Genomic DNA, 18,864 nt, shown 5'->3' on the forward strand with positions numbered 1-18,864 from the left:
CAAGATTAACTTGCTGATCAAGAATAAAGAGCGATATTCACGCCCCACACCAGACAGGCCGCATGGCCTGCATCCCCGGAGACAGCATCCATGGCAGAGCGCGCGCCTCACGGCGCCGTTGCATCGCAGCGGCACGACGGCATCCTGGTCCTTACCATCGACCATCCCCCGGTAAACGCGCTCAGCGCCGACGTGCGCCGCGGCCTGGCGGATGCCGTCCAGGCCGCGCAGGCCGATGCCGGCGTGCGGGCCATCGTGCTGGCGGGCGCCGGCCGCAATTTCATTGCCGGCGCCGACATCCGCGAATTCGGCAAGCCGCCCCAGCCACCGGCGCTGCCCGACGTCTGCAACGCCATCGAAGCCAGCGCCAAGCCCGTCGTGGCCGCGCTGCATGGCGCCGCGCTGGGCGGCGGCCTGGAAATCGCCCTGGCGGCGCATTATCGCGTGGCCCTGCGTGGCGCCAGGCTCGGCCTGCCCGAGGTCAACCTGGGCCTGCTGCCCGGCGCCGGCGGCACGCAGCGCGCGCCCCGCCTGGCGGGCGCCGCGGCCGCGCTCGACCTGATGCTGTCGGGCCGGCACGCCAGCGCCGACGAAGCCCTGTCATGGGGCCTGATCGACCGCGTGGACGACGGCGCCGACGCGCAGGCCGCCGGCCTGGCCTACGCGCGCGAACTGCTGGCGCAGGGCGCCGGCCCGCGCCGCACCCGCGACGCCACAGCCGCGCTGGCCGACCGCCAGGCCGCGCAGGCAGCCATCGACGCCGCGCGCGCCCAGGTCCAGGCGCGCTCGCGCGGCCTGTTCTCGCCCGGCAAAATCGTCGATGCCGTGCAGGCGGCGCTCGACCAGCCCTTCGACGAAGGCCTGCGCACCGAGCGCGCGCTGTTCCTGCAGTGCCTCGACAGCCCGCAGCGCGCGGCGCTGGTGCACGCCTTCTTCGCCGAACGCGAAACCGCCAAGGCCCCCGAAACGCACCAGGCCCGGCCCCGGCCGCTGCAACGCCTGGGCGTGATCGGCGGCGGCACCATGGGCGCCGGCATCGCGGTGGCCATGCTGGATGCCGGCCTGCCGGTCGTCATGGTGGAACAGAACGACGAAGCCCTGGCGCGCGGCCGCGCCCGCGTCGAGCAGGTATACGACCTGCTGGTCAAGAAAGGCCGCCTGGACGCCGCCGGCAAGGCCGAACGCATGGCGCGCTATACCGGCGCCACCCGGTACGAAGCCCTGGCCGACGCCGACCTGATCGTCGAAGCCGTATTCGAAGACATGGACGTCAAGCTGGCGGTGTTCGCCGAGCTCGACCGCATTGCCAAGCAAGGCGCGGTGCTGGCCACCAACACGTCGTACCTGGACATCGACCGCATCGCCGCCGGCACGCGCCGGCCGGGCGACGTGCTGGGCCTGCATTTCTTCTCGCCGGCCAACATCATGAAGCTGCTCGAGATCGTGGTGGGCGCGCACAGCGCGCCCGATACCGTGGCCACCGGCTTCGAACTGGCGCGCCTCTTGCGCAAGACGCCGGTGCGCGCCGGCGTCTGCGACGGCTTCATCGGCAACCGCATCCTGGCCGTATACCGCCAGGCCGCCGACCTGATGCTGGAAGACGGCGCCTCGCCCTATCAGATCGACGACGCGGTGCGCGCCTTCGGCTACCCCATGGGCCCCTACCAGGTGGCCGACCTGGCCGGCGGCGACATCGGCTGGGCCACGCGCAAGCGCCGCGCCGCCACGCGCGACCCCAAGCTGCGCTACGTGCAGATCCCCGACCGGCTGTGCGAGCGCGGCTGGTTCGGGCAAAAAACCGGCCGCGGCTTCTACCTGTACCCCGACGGCGCGCGTACCGGCACGCCCGACCCCGAAGTGCTGGCCATCATCGACGCCGAGCGCCAGCGCGCCGGCGTCACGGCGCGGCCGTTCACGCAGGAAGACATCCTGCGCCGCTACCTGGCCGCCATGGTCAACGAAGCCGCCAACGTGCTGCGCGAAGGCATCGCGCTGCGTCCGCTGGACATCGACGTGGTGTTCCTGTCGGGCTACGGATTTCCGCGCTTTCGCGGCGGGCCGCTGCACTATGCCGACCAGGTAGGCCTGCCGCGCATCCTGGCCGACATCCGCGAATTCGCGCACGAAGACCCGCACTTCTGGAAACCGTCGCCGCTGCTGGTCGAGCTGGCCGAAAGCGGCCGGGGCTTCGCCAGCCTGAACCGCGCCTGAAGCGCTTCACCCTATTCTCCGGAACCCATCCCATGCGCGAAGCTGTCATTGTCTCTACCGCCCGCACGCCCATCACCAAGGCCCATCGCGGCGAATTCAACCTGACCCCCGGCCCCACGTTGGCGGCCTTCGCGGTGCGCGCCGCGGTCCAGCGCGCCGGCATCGATCCGGCCCTGATCGAAGACGCCATCATCGGCTGCGGCTACCCCGAAGGCACCACCGGGCGCAACATCGGCCGCCAGGCGGTGATCCGCGCCGGCCTGCCCACCAGCGTGGCCGGCGCCACCGTGAACCGCTTTTGCGCGTCGGGCCTGCAGGCCATCGCCAGCGCCGCCGCCCGCATCGTCATGGACGGCGCGCCGGCCATGATCGCCGGCGGCGTCGAATCGGTATCGCACATCCGCACCCGCGACGACCCCAACGCTGGCATCGACCCATGGACGCTGCAGCACAAGCCGGAACTGTACCTGCCCATGATCGAAACGGCCGATATCGTGGCCGCGCGGTACGGCATCAGCCGCGAAGCGCAAGACCGCTTCAGCGTGGAAAGCCAGCGGCGCACCGCCGAGGCGCAGGCGGCCGGGCGCTACCGCGACGAAATCATTGCCGTCACCACCACCATGGCGGTTACCGACAAGGCCACGGGCACGGTCACGCAGCGCGAAGTCACGCTCGATGCCGACACCTGCAACCGGCCCGGCACCACCTACGAAAGCCTGGCCCGGCTGGAACCCGTGCGCGGCCCCGGCCAGTTCATCACGGCCGGCAATGCCTCGCAGCTGTCCGACGGCGCCGCGGCCTGCGTCCTGATGGAAGCGCGCGACGCCGAACGCGCCGGCCTGCAGCCGCTGGGCGCCTTCCGCGGCCTGGCCGTCGCGGGCTGCGAGCCCGATGAAATGGGCATCGGGCCGGTCTATGCGGTGCCGCGCCTGCTGGCGCGCCACGGCCTGAAGGTCGACGATATCGATCTCTGGGAACTGAACGAAGCCTTCGCCTCGCAGGCGCTGTACTGCCAGCAGACCCTGGGCATTCCGCCGGAAAAACTCAACGTCGACGGCGGCGCCATTTCGCTGGGCCACCCGTTCGGCGTCACGGGCGCGCGGCTGGCCGGCCACATTCTTATCGAAGGCCGCCGGCGCGGCGCGCGCCATGCCGTGGTCACCATGTGCGTGGGCGGCGGCATGGGTGCGGCCGGCCTGTTCGAAATCTATTAAGCGCGAGACCCTCCATGGACCTGAATTTCACCCCCGAAGAAGAATCCTTCCGCGCCGAAGTGCGCGCCTTCCTGGCCGCCGAGCTGCCGGACGGCCTGGCGCGCAAGGTGCGCGAAAACCGGCACCTGTCCAAGGCCGACATGGAGGCCTGGCATGCCATCCTGAACGCGCGCGGCTGGCTGGCCAGCCACTGGCCGCGCGAATACGGCGGCACCGGCTGGACCGCCGTGCAGAAGTTCATCTTCGAAAACGAATGCGCCCTGGCCCATGCCCCGCGCATCGTGCCCTTCGGCCTGAGCATGCTGGGGCCGGTGCTGATCAAGTACGGCAACGAAGCCCAAAAGCGCCACTGGCTGCCGCGTATCCTGAACGGCGCCGACTGGTGGTGCCAGGGCTATTCCGAGCCCGGCGCGGGTTCCGACCTGGCCTCGCTCAAGACCAGCGCGGTGCGCGACGGCGACCACTACATCGTCAACGGCCAGAAAACCTGGACCACGCTCGGCCAGCACGCCAACATGATCTTCTGCCTGGTGCGCACCCGCAGCGAAGGCAAGCCGCAGGAAGGCATCAGCTTCCTGCTCATCGACATGAACACGCCCGGCATCGAGGTGCGGCCCATCATCACCCTGGACGGCGAGCACGAAGTCAACGAAGTGTTCTTTTCCGACGTGCGCGTGCCGGCCGCCAACCTGGTGGGCGAAGAAAACCGCGGCTGGTCTTGCGCCAAGTACCTGCTGACCTACGAGCGCACCAACATCGCCGGCGTGGGGCTGTCCACCGCCGCCCTGCTGCAGCTCAAGGCCGTGGCCGCGCGCCAGGTCAGGAACGGCAAGCCGCTGGCGCAAGACCCGGCCTTCGCGGCGCGGCTGGCGCGCGTCGAGATCGAGCTCGACAACATGCGCATCACCAACCTGCGCGTGCTGGCCGCGGCCGCCAACGGCGGAGCGCCCGGCGCCGAAAGCTCGATGCTGAAGATCCGCGGCACCCAGATCCGCCAGGAAATCACCGCGCTGAACCGCCGCGCCATGGGCATCTACGCGCGCCCCTACATGGCGCAGGCGCTGGAAGACGGCTACGCCGGCCCGCGCATCGGCCCGGCCGGTGCCGACAGCGCGGCCGCCCAGTATTTCAACTACCGCAAGCTGTCGATCTTCGGCGGCTCGAACGAAATCCAGAAGAACATCATCTCGAAGATGATCCTGGGACTGTAAGGAACAAGCAGCATGAATTTCGACCATACCGAAGACCGGCGCATGCTGTCGGACATGTTGAAACGCTTCGTGGCCGAGCAATACGGGTTCGCGGTGCGCGACCGCGTCGCGGGCTCGCCGGAAGGCTACAGCGCCGAATTCTGGCAGCGCTACGCCGAACTGGGCGCCATCGGCGCGCTGTTCGACGAAGCCGATGGCGGCCTGGGCGGCAGCGGCTTCGACATTGCCGTGGTGTTCGAAGCCCTGGGCCGCGGCCTGGTGGTGGAACCCTTCCTCGACGCGCTGATGGCCGGCGACGCCATTGCCGCCGCCGGCACGCCGGCGCAAAAGCAAGTGCTCGAAGGCCTGCTGGCCGGGTCCGCCATCGTGGCCCTGGCCCATGCCGAGCCGCAGGCCGGCTACGAGCTGGCGCAGGTCGAGACGCGCGCGCGGCCCGACGGCGACGGCTGGCTGCTCGACGGCGCCAAGGCCGTGGTCGCCCAGGCCGAGCATGCCGGCCTGTTCGTGGTGTCGGCGCGCACCGCCGGCAGCCCGGGCGATGCCGACGGCATTTCGCTGTTCCTGGTGGCGGCCGGCACACCCGGCCTGCAGGTGCAGGGCTACCCGCTGATCGACGGCGGCCGCGCCGGCGACCTGGCGCTGGCCGGCGTGCGGGTCGGCGCCGATGCGCTGCTGGGCCAGCCGGGCACGGGGCATGCCGTACTCGAACGCAGCATCGGCAAGGGCCTGCTGGCGCTGTGCGCCGAAGCGGTCGGCGCCATGGACGCCGCGCGCGACGCCACGCTCGAATACCTGCAGACGCGCAAGCAGTTCGGCGTGCCCATCGGCCGCTTCCAGGCCCTGCAGCACCGCATGGCCGATGTGCTGCTCGAAATCGAACAGGCGCGCTCGGCCGTCATCAACGCCGCCGCGCAGCTCGGCCACGCCGACCGCGCCACCCGCGAACGCGCCCTGTCGGCCGCCAAGGCCACCATCGGCCGCGTGGGCATCCTGGTGGCCGAAGAATGCATCCAGCTGCACGGCGGCATCGGCATGACCTGGGAATTGCCCCTGGCCCACTACGCCAAGCGCCTGGTCATGATCGACCACCAGCTGGGCGACGAAGACCACCACCTGGCGCGCTTCATCGCGCTGGCTCCCCAGGACTGACGCCATGAGCACCGACACCCCGCCCCCGCCCGCCGACGGCCCCGACTTTCCCCTGGAAGGGGTCCGGGTACTGGACCTGTCCCGCGTGTTCGCCGGCCCGCTGTGCGGCCAGGTGCTGGCCGATTTCGGGGCCGAGGTCATCAAGGTCGAACACCCCGTGCGCGGCGACGACACCCGCGACTGGGGCATGCGCGTGGGCAGCACCGAAACCACCTACTACAACAGCATGAACCGCAACAAGCGGTCCATTACCCTGGACCTGCAGTCCCGGGAAGGCGTGGACATCATCTACAGCCTGCTGCCGCAGTTCGACGTCGTAATCCACAACTTCAAGAGCGGCGGCGCCGAAAAACTGGGCCTGGGCTACGAACAGCTCAAAGCCGTCAGGCCCGGCCTGGTCTACTGCGCGATCTCCGGCTACAACAGCGCCGGCCCCGAGGCCGCACGCCCCGGCTACGACCTGGTCATACAGGGCGAGTCCGGCATCATGGCGATCAACGGCGAGGCCAGCCAGCCGCCGCTGAAGTTCGGCGTGGCCGCGGTCGACATGATGACGGGCATGTACGCCGCGCAGGCCGTGCTGGCCGCGCTGTTCCGCCGCGAGCGCACCGGCCGCGGGCGGCTGATCGAAATGGCGCTGTACGACTGCGGCATCATGATCGCCAGCTACTACGGGCTGGACGCCATGCTGCTGGGCCGCGACCCGCAGCGCTACGGCAATGCCCATCCGTCCATCGTGCCCTACGGCATGTTCGAAGCCGCCGACGGCCCGCTGATCGTGGCGGTGGGCACCAATGCGCAGTTCGACAAGTTCTGCCGCAAGGTGGTCATGCGCCCCGACATCGTCGAAGACCCCCGCTACGCCACCAATGTCGACCGCGCCAAGAACCGCCTGACCCTGCTGCCCATGGTGACGGCGCTGCTGCGCGAGTTTCCGCGCGGCGTGCTGCTGCAGCGGCTGACCGACTGCGGCATTCCCTGCGGCGAGGTGCTGGGCCTGCACCAGGCCCTGACCAGCGAACGCACGCGCCAGGGCGGCCTGCTGCGGGAAATGCGGCATCCGGTCGCGGGCACGACGCACGTCTATGCGCCGCCGTACCGCCTGGACGGGCAGCGCCTGCCCATCCGCCACGCCCCGCCCACGCTGGGCGAAGGCACGCGCGACGTGCTGCAGCAACTGCTGCAAATGAACGATGCGCAGCTCGAAGCCCTGCAGACGCAAGGCATCCTGACCTTGCCCAGGGGTTGAAGCCCGCCGATCTTGCCTTCTTGAAGGAATCCGCCGTGAAAGCACCACACATCGACCGCCGCAAGGCCCTGCAGGGAATCGCCTCCGCCGGCGCCTGCCTGTTGACAGGGCGGGTAGCCTGGGCCAGGGAAGGCTACCCCGCCAAGCCCATCCGCTTCATCGTGCCGTTCAATCCGGGCGGCGCCACCGACACCGTGGCCCGCGTGCTGGCCGCGTCCATGTCCAAGACCCTGGGGCAGCCCATCCTGGTGGAAAACAAGAGCGGCGCCGCCGGCATGCTTGGAACGGACCAGGTAGCCAAGGCCGCCCCCGACGGCTACACCTTCACGGTATCGCTCAGCACGTCGCTGCTCATCAACCAGTTCCTGTACGCCAGGATGGCCTACAACCCGCAGGCCGACCTGCTGATGCTGTCGCAGATCGCCGCGGCCCCGGTGACGCTGGTGGTGCATCCGTCGGTGCCTGCCGGCAACATGCGGGAACTGCTGGCCTGGATCGGGGCCAACCCCGGCAAGGTGTCGTACGGCAGCTGGGGGGTGGGCTCTTACGCGCACCTGGCCGGCGCCTACATGAGCAAGACCACTCATGCCGACATGGTGCATGTGGCCTACAAGGGCGAGGCGCCCATGATCCAGGACCTGATCGGCGGTCAATTGCAGGTGTGCTTCTCCAGCGCCCAGAACACCAGGCCATTCATCGAGAACGGCCGCCTCAAGGCCATCGGCGTCACGGGCACGCAGCGCATGGTGGTACTGCCCGACCTGCCCACCATTCATGAACAGGGCGTCGCCGACGATGCCTACGCCATCTTCGGCTGGGTGGGCATGGCAGCCCCCGCCGGCACGCCACAAGACATCGTCGACACCGTGCATGCCGCCCTGCTGGAAGCCGCCAAAGACACCAAGGTGCAAGAGCACATCACGGGCGCAGGCTTCATTCCCGTGTTCAACACGCCGGCGGAATTTTCCAGGGCCTATGCGCGCGACGTGCCCATCTGGAAAGAGCTGGTCAAGATCGCGGACGCGCGCATCGACTGATCATTCACGCTATCCACTCGTACTACAGACCTCCACCCATGCGTACTTGCTTTCCCCCCGCCTTGCCGGCCATGGCCCGGCGCGCCGTCCTGGCCCTGGCGGCCAGCCTCCTGGCGGCCGGCGCCTTCGCCGCCCAGCCGTATCCCAGCCAGCCCATCAGGCTGATCGTGCCTTTCCCGCCCGGCGGCCCCACCGACGTGGCCTCGCGCCTGGTCGGCCAGCAGCTTGAGGCGCGCCTGCAGCAGCCGGTCATCGTGGAAAACCGCCCCGGCGCCTCGGGCTCGATCGCCGCCAACCAGCTCAGGCGCGCGCCGGCCGACGGCTACACGCTGATGATGCTGGCCACGCCCACGCTGTTCGCGCCGTTCTTCTACAAGAACACCGGCTACGAAACGCCCCGGGATTTCCAGCCCGTGGCCACGGTGTACGACCTGCCCATCGTGGTGGTGGTCAATCCGCAGAAACTGCCCGGCATCACCACCCTGACGCAATTGGCCGACTACGCGCGCGCCCATCCTGGCGAACTCAATTACGCCAGTTCGGGGGCCGGCAGCTTCGGCCACATGACCATGGAACTGCTGCAGGATGTGGGCGGCTTCAAGATGCAGCACGTAGCCTACAAGGGCGGCGTGCCGGCCATCACCGACACCATCGGCGGGCAGGTGCCCATGATGTACGCCGACCTGGTCGCCGCCCTGCCGCACATTCAGTCCGGCAAGCTGCGCGCGCTGGCGGTGGGCTCACCCACCCGCGTGTCGGTGCTGCCCGACGTGCCCACCATCGCCGAACAGGGGTTCGCCGGTTTCGACGCGGTGTCGTGGGGCGGCCTGCTGGCCCCGCTGGGCACGCCGGCGCCGGTCATAGAGCGCCTGGACCGCGAACTCGAAGCCGTGCTGGCCGACCCCGCGCTGCAGAAGAAACTGATCAACGCCGGCACCATCGCGCACTTCGAACCGGCGTCCGGCATGGCCCGGCGCATTGCCAACGATTATGAAAAATGGGGCGCGCTCGCGCGCGACAAGGGCATGACGGCCGAATAAGGGTCCGCCCCCGCAAACCGGATACGTCCGCCACAAGCGGCGCGTTCCCGCCGGCGCCCGCATGGCGCGCCGGCTTCACCGGCAAGGGCCGCGCAGCACGACGGCCCGATCCGGCCACCACCACAAAGGAGACAAACCACCATGCATCAAAAGAGACTTTCGCGCCGCGCCTGCCTGGGCCTGGCGCTGGCCGCCTCGCTGGGCGCCGCGCTGCCCCTGCCGGCCCCGGCGCAGGACAAGTTTCCCACCAAGCCCATTACCCTGATCGTGCCTTTCCCGGCCGGCGGCTCCACCGACCGGCACCTGCGCGCCGTGGCCGAAGACGCCGGCAAGCACCTGGGCCAGAACGTGATCGTGGAAAACCGCCCGGGCGCCGGCGGCACGCTGGGCCCGTCCAACATGGCCAAGAGCGCCAAGCCGGACGGCTACACCATCAGCCTGTATCCCCTGGGCATGCTGCGCATGCCCTACATGATGAAGACCGACTGGGACCCCATCAAGGACTTCACCTTCATCGTCGGCCTGTCGGGCTACACCTTCGGCTTCACAGTGCGCGCCGACTCGCCTTTCAAGACGTTCAACGAGTACATCGAAGCCGCGCGCGCCAAGCCGGGCACCATCGACTACGGCTCGACCGGCGTGGGCTCGTCGCCGCATCTGCTGATGGAAGAAATCGCCATCAACGCCAAGGTGAAGCTGAACCACGTGCCGTTCAAGGGCAACGCCGACATGCAGCAGGCGCTGCTGGGCGGGCATATCATGGCGCAAAGCGACGCCACCGGCTGGGACCAGTTCGTGGACGCCGGCAAGATGCGCCTGCTGGTCACCTTTGGCGAACAGCGCACCAAGCGCTGGCCCGACGTGCCCACCGCCCAGGAACTGGGCTACGGGGTGGTGTCCAGCTCGCCGTACGGCCTGGCCGGGCCCGCGGGCATGGATCCGCAGGTGGTGCAAATTCTGCACGACGCCTTCAAGCAGGCCCTGTTCTCGCCGCGCAGCATGGAAGTAATGCAGCAGCTCAACCAGGAACCGGCCTATCGAAGCAGCGCGGACTACCGGGAATGGGCGATCGCCACCTACGCCAAGGACAAGAAGCTGATCGAGCACTTGGGGCTGATGGCCAAGTAACAGCCGCACACCAGGTGTCTGACTCGGCTCCAGGTGTCTGACTCCCGCAGGGTGTCAGACACCGCTGCATGCCACGGCTGCCTCACTCGTCCGCGAATTCCCACTCGGGAAACGGATCGGGATACGCCATCCACGCATGCGGGCCCTGGGCCATCTCTGCGTCGTCCAGCAGGCACTGGTCCAGCCGGGCGCGCAGGGCGGGCTCGTCCATGGCCATGCCGATCAGCACCAGCTCCTGGCGCGCATCGCCGGTGCCTTCGTGCCAGCGGGCGCGGATGCGGGCGACGGCCTGGGCGTCGTCCGGCCATTGCTCCGGCGGCACCGCGGCCCACCAGCGGCCCGCCAGCCCATGGCGGCAGACGCCGCCCGCCTGCGACCACGAACCGGCCAGGGCCGGGCGGCTGGCCAGCCAGAAATAGCCCTTGGATCGCACCACGCCGGGCCAGTCGGACTCGATCAAACGATAAAAACGCACGGGATGGAACGGCCGGCGGGCGCGGTAGACGAAACTGCCGATGCCGTATTCCTGGGTTTCCGGCGTGTGCTCGCCGCGCAATTCCTTCAGCCAGCCCGGCGCCTGCGACGCCTGCGCGAAATCGAACAGGCCCGTATCCAGCACCTGGGCAAGCGGCACGCGGCCGAATTCCGCATGCACGATGCGCGCGCGCGGGTTCAGGCGCCGCAGAATGGCCGCCAGCCGCGCGCGCGCATCGCTGTCGACCAGGTCGATCTTGTTCACCACGATGACATCGCAGAACTCGACCTGCTCGATCAACAGATCGACCACCGTGCGCTCGTCTGCTTCGCCCAGCGACTCGCCGCGCGCCTGCAGGCTGTCGTGCGAGCTGTAGTCGCGCAGGAAGTGACAGGCGTCCACCACGGTAACCATGGTGTCCAGCCGCGCCACATCCGACAGGCTGCGGCCCGATTCATCAGCAAACGTGAATGTCTCGGCCACCGGCAGCGGCTCGGATATGCCGGTGGACTCAATCACCAACTGGTCGAAGCAGCCTTCATGCGCCAATCGGCTGACTTCCAGCAGCAAGTCTTCCCGCAGCGTGCAGCAGATACAGCCGTTGCTCATCTCGACCAGCTTTTCTTCCGTGCGCGACAGCCCGGCCCCGCCCTGGCGCACCAGCTCGGCGTCGATATTCACCTCGCTCATGTCGTTGACGATCACCGCCACGCGGCGGCCTTCGCGGTTGTTCAGAATGTGGTTCAGCAAGGTGGTCTTGCCGGCTCCCAGGAAGCCGGACAGGACGGTGACGGGAAGTTTTGCGGTCATGGGGAAACAGGAACAAGAATGGGCTGGATCTATTTTGATATGTTATATCATAACTAAATCTGGCCTGGCCTATCGGCCTGGCCGGCCGCGCTGCGGTATAACTGCCCATCCATACGTCATTTGTGCCATGCCCGAACCGCTGCTGCTGCCCCGCGCGCAATCCCTTGACGCTCGCCCGCTGATCGCGGTGCCGGCCGCAGGCAGCGCATGACGCCTTCCGCCGCCACCGATCGCGACGGCCTGGCGCCCGCATGGCTGAAATACGCCCCGGCGCTGTTCCTGCTGCTGTGGTCGTGCGGCTTCGTCTTCCTGAAGCTGGGCCTGGCCTATGCCGACCCGATGACCTTTCTGGCGCTGCGCTATGCGTGCGTGGTGGCGCTGGTGGGCATCGCGTTCCTGTGGCTGAGGCCCGCGCTGCCGGCCACGCCGCGCGCCTGGATGCACCTGGCCATGGTCGGCCTGTTCCTGCAGGCCGGCTACTTCGCCTTTACCTATCTCAGCCTGAAATTCGGCCTGTCGGCCGGCGCCGTGGCCCTGATCACATCGCAGCAGCCCATCCTGGTCGGCCTGCTGGCGCCGGCGCTGGCCGGCGAGCGCGTCGGCCCGCGCCATTGGGCCGGGCTGCTGCTGGGCGTGGCCGGCGCCGCGCTGGTGATCCTGGCGAAATCGTCGATCGGCACGGCATCGGCCGCAGGCCTGCTATTCGCCGTGCTGGCGCTGCTGTCCATGGTGGCCGGCACCCTGTGGGAAAAGCGCCATGGCAGCGACACACACCCGCTGACCGCCAACCTGGTGCAGTATTCCGTGGGCCTGGCCGTGTCGGCGCCGCTGGCGCTGCTGCTCGAACCCATGCGCATCGACTGGACGCCCGCGCTGTTCGGCTCGCTGGCCTATCTGGTGCTGTGCAATTCGCTGATCGCCATTACCCTGCTGCTGGCCATGATCCGGCATGGCAAGGCCTCGCGCGTATCGGCGCTGTTCTTTCTGGTGCCGCCCACCACCGCCGTCATTGCGTTCCTGGTGCTGGGCGAGACCATCCCGCCGCTGGCCTGGCCAGGCATGCTGCTGGCCGTGGCCGGCATCTATCTGGTGATGCGCAAGCGGCCCTGACACGGCCGCGGCGGCGCGAAATCCAGCTGCCCGTAAGGAAGCCGCAACAAAGCCCCCCTAGTCTGTTCGCTCTTGAGAAAACCCGAACAGAACCCGGACAACATGAAAAACTGGAAACTGGCCGCGGCATCCGCCATGCTGCCCCTGCTGCTGGCCGCCTGCGGCAGCGGCAGCGACGACGACGATGAGCAGTCGCCGTCGCCCGCGGCCGAGGCCTCGCAGCACATCGCCTCGGTGGATTTCATCGGCCGCTACGAAAGCGGCAGCTACGGCGTCAGCGCCGCCGAGATCCCGGCCTACGACCCCGCCACCCGCCGCGCCTTTGTCGTCAATGCCCTGTCCGGCAAGATCGACGTGCTGGACCTGAGCACGCCGGCCAGCCCCGCGCACATCGGCACGCTCGATGCCGAAGCCGTGTCGGCCGGCGCCGAGATCAACAGCGTGGCGGTGCGCAGCGGCATGGTGGCCGTGGCCATCCAGGCCGCGGTAAAAACCGATACGGGCCATGTCGCGCTGTATGACGCGGCCAGCCTGGCGCTGCTGGGATCGGTGCCCGTCGGCGCCCTGCCCGACATGCTGACCTTCACCCCCGATGGCAAGACCGTGCTGGTGGCCAACGAGGGAGAGCCGTCCGATGACTACACCGTCGATCCGCAAGGCTCGGTCAGCGTGATCGACGTCTCCGATCCCGCCGCGCCCACCGCCCGCACGGCCGACTTCACCCGCTGGAACGGCCAGGAAAGCGCGCTGCGCGCCCAGGGCGTGCGGCTGGTGGGCCCGCGCGCCAGCGCCGCGCAGGACATCGAGCCCGAATACATCGCCGTGGCCGACGATGGCGCCACCGCCTGGGTCACGCTGCAGGAAAACAATGCGCTGGCCAGGCTGGACGTGGCCGGCGCGCGCATCACCGACATCCTGCCGCTGGGCGCCAAAGACCACGGCGCAGACGGCAATGGGCTCGACGTCAGCGATGCCGACGGCGCCATCGCCATCCGCACCTGGCCGGGCGTCAAGGGTCTGTACATGCCCGACGCCATCGCGGCCTACACGGCCGGCGGCGCCACCTACCTGGTCACCGCCAACGAAGGCGATGGCCGCGCCTGGGGCGAAAACAACCCGGCCTACTGGGACTGGGGCCGCGACGCGGGCGGCGCCTGGCTGGGCCTGGACGCCTCGCTGGCGCCGGGCTTCGTGGATGAATTCCGCGTCAAGCATCTGGTGCACAAAGACGGCTTCGACCGCCGCGCCGGCGACGACCTGCCCCCGCAGCTGCGCCAGCTGGCGCCCGGCGGCCTGCTCGACCCCGCCGTGTTCGGCTATTGCGGCGCCACCGCCACCGATCCGGGCGACTGCCGCGACGACGAACAGCTGGGCCGCCTGACCGTGACCTGGACCATGGGCTACAAACAGAATGCGGACGGAACGCCGCAGCTCAGCGCCGACGGCCGGCTGGTCTACGACACGCTCTACGCCTATGGCGCGCGCTCGTTCTCGATCCGCGACGCCGACGGCAGGCTGGTGTGGGATTCGGGCGACCAGTTCGAGCGCATCACGGCGGAACGCTATCCCGACTGGTTCAACTCGGGGCATGACGAAACCCTGTTCGACGACCGCAGCGACAACAAGGGCCCCGAGCCCGAAGGCATCGCGCTGGGCAAGATCGGCGCCAGGACTTACGCCTTCGTCGGGCTGGAACGCATGGGCGGCATCATGGTGTACGACATCACCGACCCGGCCGCGCCGGCGTTCACCGCGTACGTGAACTCGCGCGACCTCACGGTGGATTCCGCCGTCGATCCCGCCGCGGCCGGCGACCTGGGGCCGGAAGGCCTGGCCTTTGTGTCCGCGGCCGACTCGCCCAATGGCGAGCCGCTGCTGATCGTGGGCAACGAGGTCAGCGGCACCACGGCCATCTACCGCATCGTGCTGGCCGACGACGCCAGCTGAAGCGCGCGTACGGCGCGCCGGCGGACACGCAATACTAGTCCGCCGCGCCGCGTCCGCGCGAAGCCGCCCAGAACGACAGCTGGCCCAACACCCCCGCGCCGGACAGCACCAGCGCGGTGGACAGGGCGGGCGACCCGCCCAGCCCGGCCAGGGCCGTGCACAGGGCCCCCACCGCCATCTGCACCGCGCCGTACAGGCCCGATGCCGAGCCGATCACCGTGGGGTTCACGCTCACCGCCAGCGTCAGCGCGGTGGGCCCGGCCACGCCGGCGCCCAGCGTGTAGAAGAACATCGAGACGATGATCGGCGCCACGGTGGCGTGGCCCGACAGCACCAACGCCAGCAAGACCACCGCCGCCGCCGCGCTGAACAGGTTGCCCCCCACCAGCAGGCGGTCCAGCGGCACCTTGCCGATCAGGCGCGTCGTCAACACGCTTCCCAGCCATACGCCGGACACCAGCACGGCCAGGTACAGGCCGACCTCGTCGGCCGGGCGATGCAGCTGGTTCACGAAGATGAACGGCGCCGAGGCCACGAAGGCGAACATCGACGTCGTGGCGCAGCCGCCCCCCACCGCATAGCCCAGGAACTGGCGCGAGGCCAGCAGCTGGCGGTAGTGGCGCGCCAGCGTGGCGGCGGTGATGCGCGCCGCGGTCGCGCCGGTCTCGGGCAGCAGGCGCCAGGCAAACATGAAATTCACCACGCCCAGCACGCACAAGACGAACAGCACGGCCCGCCATCCCAGCGTGGCAGCCAGCGCGCCGCCCACGATCGGGGCGATGCCGGGCGCCACCGTCACCATCAGGTTCATCAGCGCCAGGCGCTTGGCCGCCTCGGAAGGCGCCGCGGTATCGCGCACCATGGCCCGGCCCAGCACCAGCCCGGCGCACCCGCCCAGCGCCTGGAACAGGCGCGCGGCAATCAAGGCATAGACCTGCGGCGCCAGCGCGGCGGCCAGGCCGGCCACCGTATAGATGGCCAGCCCCACCATCAGCACGCGGCGGCGTCCGTAGCGGTCGGACAACGGGCCGTAGATCAGCTGGCCCACCGCCAGCCCGATGATGTACAGGCTGACCGTCATCTGCATGGCGCCGTTGCCGGCGTTCAGGTCGCGGCCGGCCATCGCCAGCGCGGGCACGAAGATGTGCATGGCCAGCGTGCCGCTGAAAGTGAACAGCGCCAGCAGCCACAGCGGCACATGCGGCGGCGGATTGCCCTCGTCGGGGAAGCTGTCCGCCAGGGTCTGCGCGCCGGCCGTCATGGCGCGGCTCCCGCGCTGTCGGCTTCCAGCGCCGCGCACAGCTGCGTCACCAGGCGCAGCGCGCGCCGCAGCTCGGCATCGGGAATATCGCACATGGCGCCATCGCGCACTTCCTTGGCCACGCGCTCGACCTGCGCCACGGTGGCCTGCCCGCGCGCGGTCAGCACGATGGCCTTGGCGCGCCGGTCCTGGTCTTCTTCCTTGCGCTGCACCAGCCCCGCCGCCTGCAGGGCGTCGATCAGCCGCACCACCGATGAACTGTCCAGGCCCAGCGAGGCGGCCAGGTCTTTCTGCCGCATGGGCAAGGGTGATCTGGACAGGCGCAGCAGCGGCAGCCAGGTGGCCTCGGTCAGGCCGTAGGGCTGCAGGCGCCGGTCGACCGCGCGGCGCATGCTGCGCGCCGCCTGCGCCACCGACGAAGCGAACTCGGCGCGTAAAGAATCGGTCATGGGACTCGTCGCAAAATAAATGACATATCAATTAATTGTATATCATCGATTCTCCCGCTTCCACCGGACGGCCCGCGCCTACAGGCGGGCGGCCTGCCCCAGGGCATGCACGATGGCCTCGAAGGCGCGCTGGCGTGCCTCGGGATCGGGCGCCCGCAGGGCGAACGAGGGATGGTAAGTCGGGATCACGGCCAGGCCATCGTGCTCCAGCGTCTGGCCCAATACCGGCGTCAAGGCCATCGCCTTGGCCTGCATCACGGAGTGCAGGGCCGTGGCGCCCAGCGCCACCACCACGCGCGGCCGTATCTCGCGCAACTCGTCTTCCAGCCAGTAATGGCAGGCCTCGATCTCGCGCTGCGCCGGCGTCTTGTGCATGCGGCGCTTGCCGCGCGCCTGCCATTTGAAGTGCTTGACGGCGTTGGTGACATACACCGCCTTGCGCGGCACGCCCGCCGCCTGCAGCGCGCGGTCCAGCAAGGCGCCCGCCGGCCCAACAAAAGGCTGGCCGGCCAGGTCTTCCTTGTCGCCCGGCTGTTCGCCCACCAGCATGATGCGCGCCGAACGCCCGCCCTGCCTCGCGACGGCCTGCGTGGCGTCGCGCCACAGGCCGCAGCGGCGGCAGTCCTGCAGCCGCTCCGGTTGCTGGCCGGGGTCGACGTCGCCGGGCGCGCCGCGCCCGTTCGATGCATGCATGTCCTGCTCCTGTCGCGCGGCAGGCGCCGGCCGCCCGCCATGCCAGGCCTGCGCAAGCGGCATGCCGCGCCGCCCCTGCGCGCGGCGGCAACGCCGGAATTTACAAAGCTGGCAATTACTACCGCGCGCCCCGGCCGCCTCCCCCCGGGCGGCGCACCCCGGCACGCCACGTGCTGTCGGAACAGTGCCCTATTGAACAGGAGGTTGTTATGAAACTCAGCATGCTTGCCCTGCCCTTTGTCGCCGCCAGCCTGGTTCTGGCGGGCTGCAGCAGCCATCGCGACCACCGCAGCGACCCTGCATACGAAAGCCCGCAGACGCAGGGCACCGCACCGCCCCCGCCGCCCGCCAGCATGCCGGACAACAACAGCAACACACCGGGCACGCAATATCCCGCCACTGGCGGCAGCCACTGAACCCCGCACCGCCCCGCCGGCCGCCGTCCCGTGCGGCCGGCGCCCGCTGGAGATCATCAGCTACGATAGGCAGGTCTTGTTTCCCAACAAAGGACCGCAATGGCTGACCTCGGCGACTTTCCCATCACCCGCAAATGGCCGGCGCGCGACCCCGGGCGCATCCAGCTGTATTCGCTGCCCACGCCCAACGGCGTCAAGGTTTCGATCATGCTCGAAGAAACGGGCCTGCCCTACGAGCCGCACCGCGTGTCGTTCGATACGCAAGACCAGATGTCGACAGAGTTCCTGTCGCTCAACCCCAACAACAAGATCCCGGCCATCCTCGATCCGAACGGCCCCGGCGGCAAGCCGATGGCCTTGTTCGAGTCCGGCGCGATACTGCTGTACCTGGCCGACAAGAGCGGCCGGTTCATCCCGCAGGACGCGGCGGGCCGCTACCAGGCCCTGCAATGGCTGATGTTCCAGATGGCCGGCGTGGGCCCCATGTTCGGGCAGCTGGGGTTCTTCAACAAATTCGCCGGCAAAGACTACGAAGACAAGCGCCCGCGCGATCGCTACGTGGCCGAATCGAAGCGCCTGCTGAAGGTGCTGGAAGGCCGTCTGGTGGACCGCACCTGGATCATGGGCGACGACTACAGCATCGTCGACATCGCCACCTTCCCGTGGGTGCGCAACCTGATCGGCTTCTATGAAGCGGGCGACCTGGTGGGCATCGGCGACTATCCCAGCGTGCTGCGCGCGCTGGATGCCTTCCTGGCGCGCCCGGCCGTCAAGCGCGGGCTGGAAATCCCCGCGGCCGGCGGCTAAGGCACGAACGCAAAGCCATCCAGCCAGGCGCGCAGCTGCTGCAGCGCCTGGTCCCGCGCGAACGGCGGCGTGGCCGGCGGGCTGTATACCTGCGGATTCACGCCGTACACCATCAGATCCAGCGCGTAGCAGCGGCCGGCATGCACCGTGCGATAGGCCTCGACCACCAGGTAATGGCTCATGGCCGCGTCCTGCGCGCGAAAGCGCGTGTAGCCGATACCGTTGACCGACACTTTGCCGGCCTCGCCCGCCATGCCTTGCGGCGGCTGCGCGCACTGCCGCACTTCCTGCGCCGCTTCGCTGACGCCGATGCGCAGTTCGGCCGAGGTGATGCGGTTCGACCCCGGCAGCACCAGGGCCAGGCGCGGCGCGCCCTGGCTGCCGGGGCCTGCATAGGCCTTCCAGCTGTCCGAGGCCAGGTAGCCGCCCGCGAAATCCGGCCGCGCCGTCACGCCCGGAGGAATCCGCATGCGAAAGCCGTACTGGCTGTCGGTATGGACGGCCGCCGCTTGCGGCGCGGCGGAACCCGTCCGCGGCGCAGGGGCATCGCCATGCGTGCCGCAGCCGGCCAGCACGGCGGCCATCGTCAACAAGGTATAAGCAGCAAGGCGCGGCACGGCCGTTCTCCGTTCTGGATTCTTCCCACAGCATACCGGA

17 protein-coding genes are annotated in these 18,864 nt (G+C 69.2%); 12 read left to right on the plus strand and 5 right to left on the minus strand.

The window, feature by feature from the left end; all coding sequences use genetic code 11:
- Positions 1-90: 90 nt before the first annotated feature.
- From J2P76_RS01335 to J2P76_RS01370, 8 genes are all read left to right on the plus strand, one after another.
- Positions 91-2,211, plus strand: coding sequence for a 3-hydroxyacyl-CoA dehydrogenase NAD-binding domain-containing protein (locus J2P76_RS01335; protein WP_207403963.1), 2,121 nt, complete (start codon positions 91-93; stop codon positions 2,209-2,211).
- Between the two features lie 32 nt (positions 2,212-2,243).
- On the plus strand, positions 2,244-3,425 hold the full coding sequence (locus J2P76_RS01340; protein WP_207403964.1) for an acetyl-CoA C-acyltransferase: 1,182 nt from the start codon (positions 2,244-2,246) through the stop codon (positions 3,423-3,425).
- A 14-nt stretch (positions 3,426-3,439) separates the two neighbouring features.
- Positions 3,440-4,636 (plus strand): acyl-CoA dehydrogenase family protein, encoded by a 1,197-nt coding sequence (locus J2P76_RS01345; RefSeq protein WP_207403965.1) that lies wholly within the window; start codon positions 3,440-3,442, stop codon positions 4,634-4,636.
- 12 nt (positions 4,637-4,648) lie between these two features.
- Positions 4,649-5,785: an acyl-CoA dehydrogenase family protein gene (locus J2P76_RS01350; protein WP_207403966.1), complete on the plus strand. Its 1,137-nt coding sequence runs from the start codon at positions 4,649-4,651 to the stop codon at positions 5,783-5,785.
- 4 nt (positions 5,786-5,789) lie between these two features.
- Positions 5,790-7,034: a CaiB/BaiF CoA transferase family protein gene (locus tag J2P76_RS01355; protein WP_207403968.1), complete on the plus strand. Its 1,245-nt coding sequence runs from the start codon at positions 5,790-5,792 to the stop codon at positions 7,032-7,034.
- 35 nt (positions 7,035-7,069) lie between these two features.
- Positions 7,070-8,071, plus strand: coding sequence for a tripartite tricarboxylate transporter substrate-binding protein (locus tag J2P76_RS01360; RefSeq protein ID WP_207403969.1), 1,002 nt, complete (start codon positions 7,070-7,072; stop codon positions 8,069-8,071).
- Between the two features lie 38 nt (positions 8,072-8,109).
- The gene (locus J2P76_RS01365) at positions 8,110-9,111 is read left to right on the plus strand and encodes a Bug family tripartite tricarboxylate transporter substrate binding protein (protein ID WP_431603373.1); all 1,002 of its coding nucleotides are present in this window, start codon (positions 8,110-8,112) and stop codon (positions 9,109-9,111) included.
- A gap of 141 nt (positions 9,112-9,252) precedes the next feature.
- Positions 9,253-10,239, plus strand: coding sequence for a tripartite tricarboxylate transporter substrate binding protein (locus J2P76_RS01370; protein ID WP_207403970.1), 987 nt, complete (start codon positions 9,253-9,255; stop codon positions 10,237-10,239).
- An 82-nt stretch (positions 10,240-10,321) separates the two neighbouring features.
- Here the strand turns inward: J2P76_RS01370 and zigA are convergent, their stop codons facing one another.
- Positions 10,322-11,524 (minus strand): zinc metallochaperone GTPase ZigA, encoded by a 1,203-nt coding sequence (gene zigA / locus J2P76_RS01375; protein ID WP_207403971.1) that lies wholly within the window; start codon positions 11,522-11,524, stop codon positions 10,322-10,324.
- 207 nt (positions 11,525-11,731) lie between these two features.
- On the opposite strand from zigA, the gene J2P76_RS01380 reads away from it, so the two are divergent.
- Together J2P76_RS01380 and J2P76_RS01385 are read left to right on the plus strand one after the other, a co-directional pair.
- Positions 11,732-12,634, plus strand: a complete 903-nt coding sequence (locus J2P76_RS01380) for a DMT family transporter (protein WP_207403972.1) — start codon at positions 11,732-11,734, stop codon at positions 12,632-12,634.
- A gap of 102 nt (positions 12,635-12,736) precedes the next feature.
- Positions 12,737-14,581: a choice-of-anchor I family protein gene (locus tag J2P76_RS01385; RefSeq protein WP_207403973.1), complete on the plus strand. Its 1,845-nt coding sequence runs from the start codon at positions 12,737-12,739 to the stop codon at positions 14,579-14,581.
- A gap of 34 nt (positions 14,582-14,615) precedes the next feature.
- On the opposite strand, the gene J2P76_RS01390 is transcribed toward J2P76_RS01385, so the two are convergent.
- From J2P76_RS01390 to J2P76_RS01400, 3 genes are all read right to left on the minus strand, one after another.
- Positions 14,616-15,842: a multidrug effflux MFS transporter gene (locus J2P76_RS01390; protein WP_207403974.1), complete on the minus strand. Its 1,227-nt coding sequence runs from the start codon at positions 15,840-15,842 to the stop codon at positions 14,616-14,618.
- Positions 15,839-16,291, minus strand: a complete 453-nt coding sequence (locus J2P76_RS01395; protein ID WP_207403976.1) for a MarR family winged helix-turn-helix transcriptional regulator — start codon at positions 16,289-16,291, stop codon at positions 15,839-15,841. Before J2P76_RS01395 ends, J2P76_RS01390 begins: the two co-directional genes overlap by 4 nt.
- Before the next feature lie 78 nt (positions 16,292-16,369).
- Positions 16,370-16,984, minus strand: coding sequence for a UdgX family uracil-DNA binding protein (locus J2P76_RS01400; protein ID WP_207403978.1), 615 nt, complete (start codon positions 16,982-16,984; stop codon positions 16,370-16,372).
- Between the two features lie 209 nt (positions 16,985-17,193).
- Here J2P76_RS01400 and J2P76_RS01405 point away from each other — a divergent pair, with 209 nt between their 5' ends.
- Positions 17,194-17,400: a hypothetical protein gene (locus J2P76_RS01405; RefSeq protein WP_207403979.1), complete on the plus strand. Its 207-nt coding sequence runs from the start codon at positions 17,194-17,196 to the stop codon at positions 17,398-17,400.
- A gap of 99 nt (positions 17,401-17,499) precedes the next feature.
- The gene (locus tag J2P76_RS01410) at positions 17,500-18,207 is read left to right on the plus strand and encodes a glutathione S-transferase N-terminal domain-containing protein (protein WP_207403981.1); all 708 of its coding nucleotides are present in this window, start codon (positions 17,500-17,502) and stop codon (positions 18,205-18,207) included.
- Here the strand turns inward: J2P76_RS01410 and J2P76_RS01415 are convergent.
- On the minus strand, positions 18,204-18,824 hold the full coding sequence (locus J2P76_RS01415) for a hypothetical protein (protein WP_207403983.1): 621 nt from the start codon (positions 18,822-18,824) through the stop codon (positions 18,204-18,206). The two genes, J2P76_RS01410 and J2P76_RS01415, sit on opposite strands and share 4 nt — an antisense overlap.
- Positions 18,825-18,864: the final 40 nt, after the last annotated feature.

The organism is Bordetella petrii, assembly GCF_017356245.1.
GTDB classification, from domain to species: Bacteria; Pseudomonadota; Gammaproteobacteria; order Burkholderiales; family Burkholderiaceae_B; genus Bordetella_A; species Bordetella_A petrii_D.

What these genes read in the sequence shown, in the direction of transcription:
- J2P76_RS01400 (WP_207403978.1), bottom strand. Translation starts at nt 16,984, where the DNA reads ATGCATGCATCGAACGGGCGCGGCGCGCCCGGCGACGTCGACCCCGGC.
- J2P76_RS01340 (WP_207403964.1), top strand. Translation starts at nt 2,244, where the DNA reads ATGCGCGAAGCTGTCATTGTCTCTACCGCCCGCACGCCCATCACCAAG.
- J2P76_RS01410 (WP_207403981.1), top strand. Translation starts at nt 17,500, where the DNA reads ATGGCTGACCTCGGCGACTTTCCCATCACCCGCAAATGGCCGGCGCGC.
- J2P76_RS01385 (WP_207403973.1), top strand. Translation starts at nt 12,737, where the DNA reads ATGAAAAACTGGAAACTGGCCGCGGCATCCGCCATGCTGCCCCTGCTG.
- J2P76_RS01335 (WP_207403963.1), top strand. Translation starts at nt 91, where the DNA reads ATGGCAGAGCGCGCGCCTCACGGCGCCGTTGCATCGCAGCGGCACGAC.
- J2P76_RS01390 (WP_207403974.1), bottom strand. Translation starts at nt 15,842, where the DNA reads ATGACGGCCGGCGCGCAGACCCTGGCGGACAGCTTCCCCGACGAGGGC.
- J2P76_RS01355 (WP_207403968.1), top strand. Translation starts at nt 5,790, where the DNA reads ATGAGCACCGACACCCCGCCCCCGCCCGCCGACGGCCCCGACTTTCCC.
- J2P76_RS01395 (WP_207403976.1), bottom strand. Translation starts at nt 16,291, where the DNA reads ATGACCGATTCTTTACGCGCCGAGTTCGCTTCGTCGGTGGCGCAGGCG.
- J2P76_RS01345 (WP_207403965.1), top strand. Translation starts at nt 3,440, where the DNA reads ATGGACCTGAATTTCACCCCCGAAGAAGAATCCTTCCGCGCCGAAGTG.
- J2P76_RS01365 (WP_431603373.1), top strand. Translation starts at nt 8,110, where the DNA reads ATGCGTACTTGCTTTCCCCCCGCCTTGCCGGCCATGGCCCGGCGCGCC.
- zigA (WP_207403971.1), bottom strand. Translation starts at nt 11,524, where the DNA reads ATGACCGCAAAACTTCCCGTCACCGTCCTGTCCGGCTTCCTGGGAGCC.
- J2P76_RS01380 (WP_207403972.1), top strand. Translation starts at nt 11,732, where the DNA reads ATGACGCCTTCCGCCGCCACCGATCGCGACGGCCTGGCGCCCGCATGG.
- J2P76_RS01350 (WP_207403966.1), top strand. Translation starts at nt 4,649, where the DNA reads ATGAATTTCGACCATACCGAAGACCGGCGCATGCTGTCGGACATGTTG.
- J2P76_RS01405 (WP_207403979.1), top strand. Translation starts at nt 17,194, where the DNA reads ATGAAACTCAGCATGCTTGCCCTGCCCTTTGTCGCCGCCAGCCTGGTT.
- J2P76_RS01370 (WP_207403970.1), top strand. Translation starts at nt 9,253, where the DNA reads ATGCATCAAAAGAGACTTTCGCGCCGCGCCTGCCTGGGCCTGGCGCTG.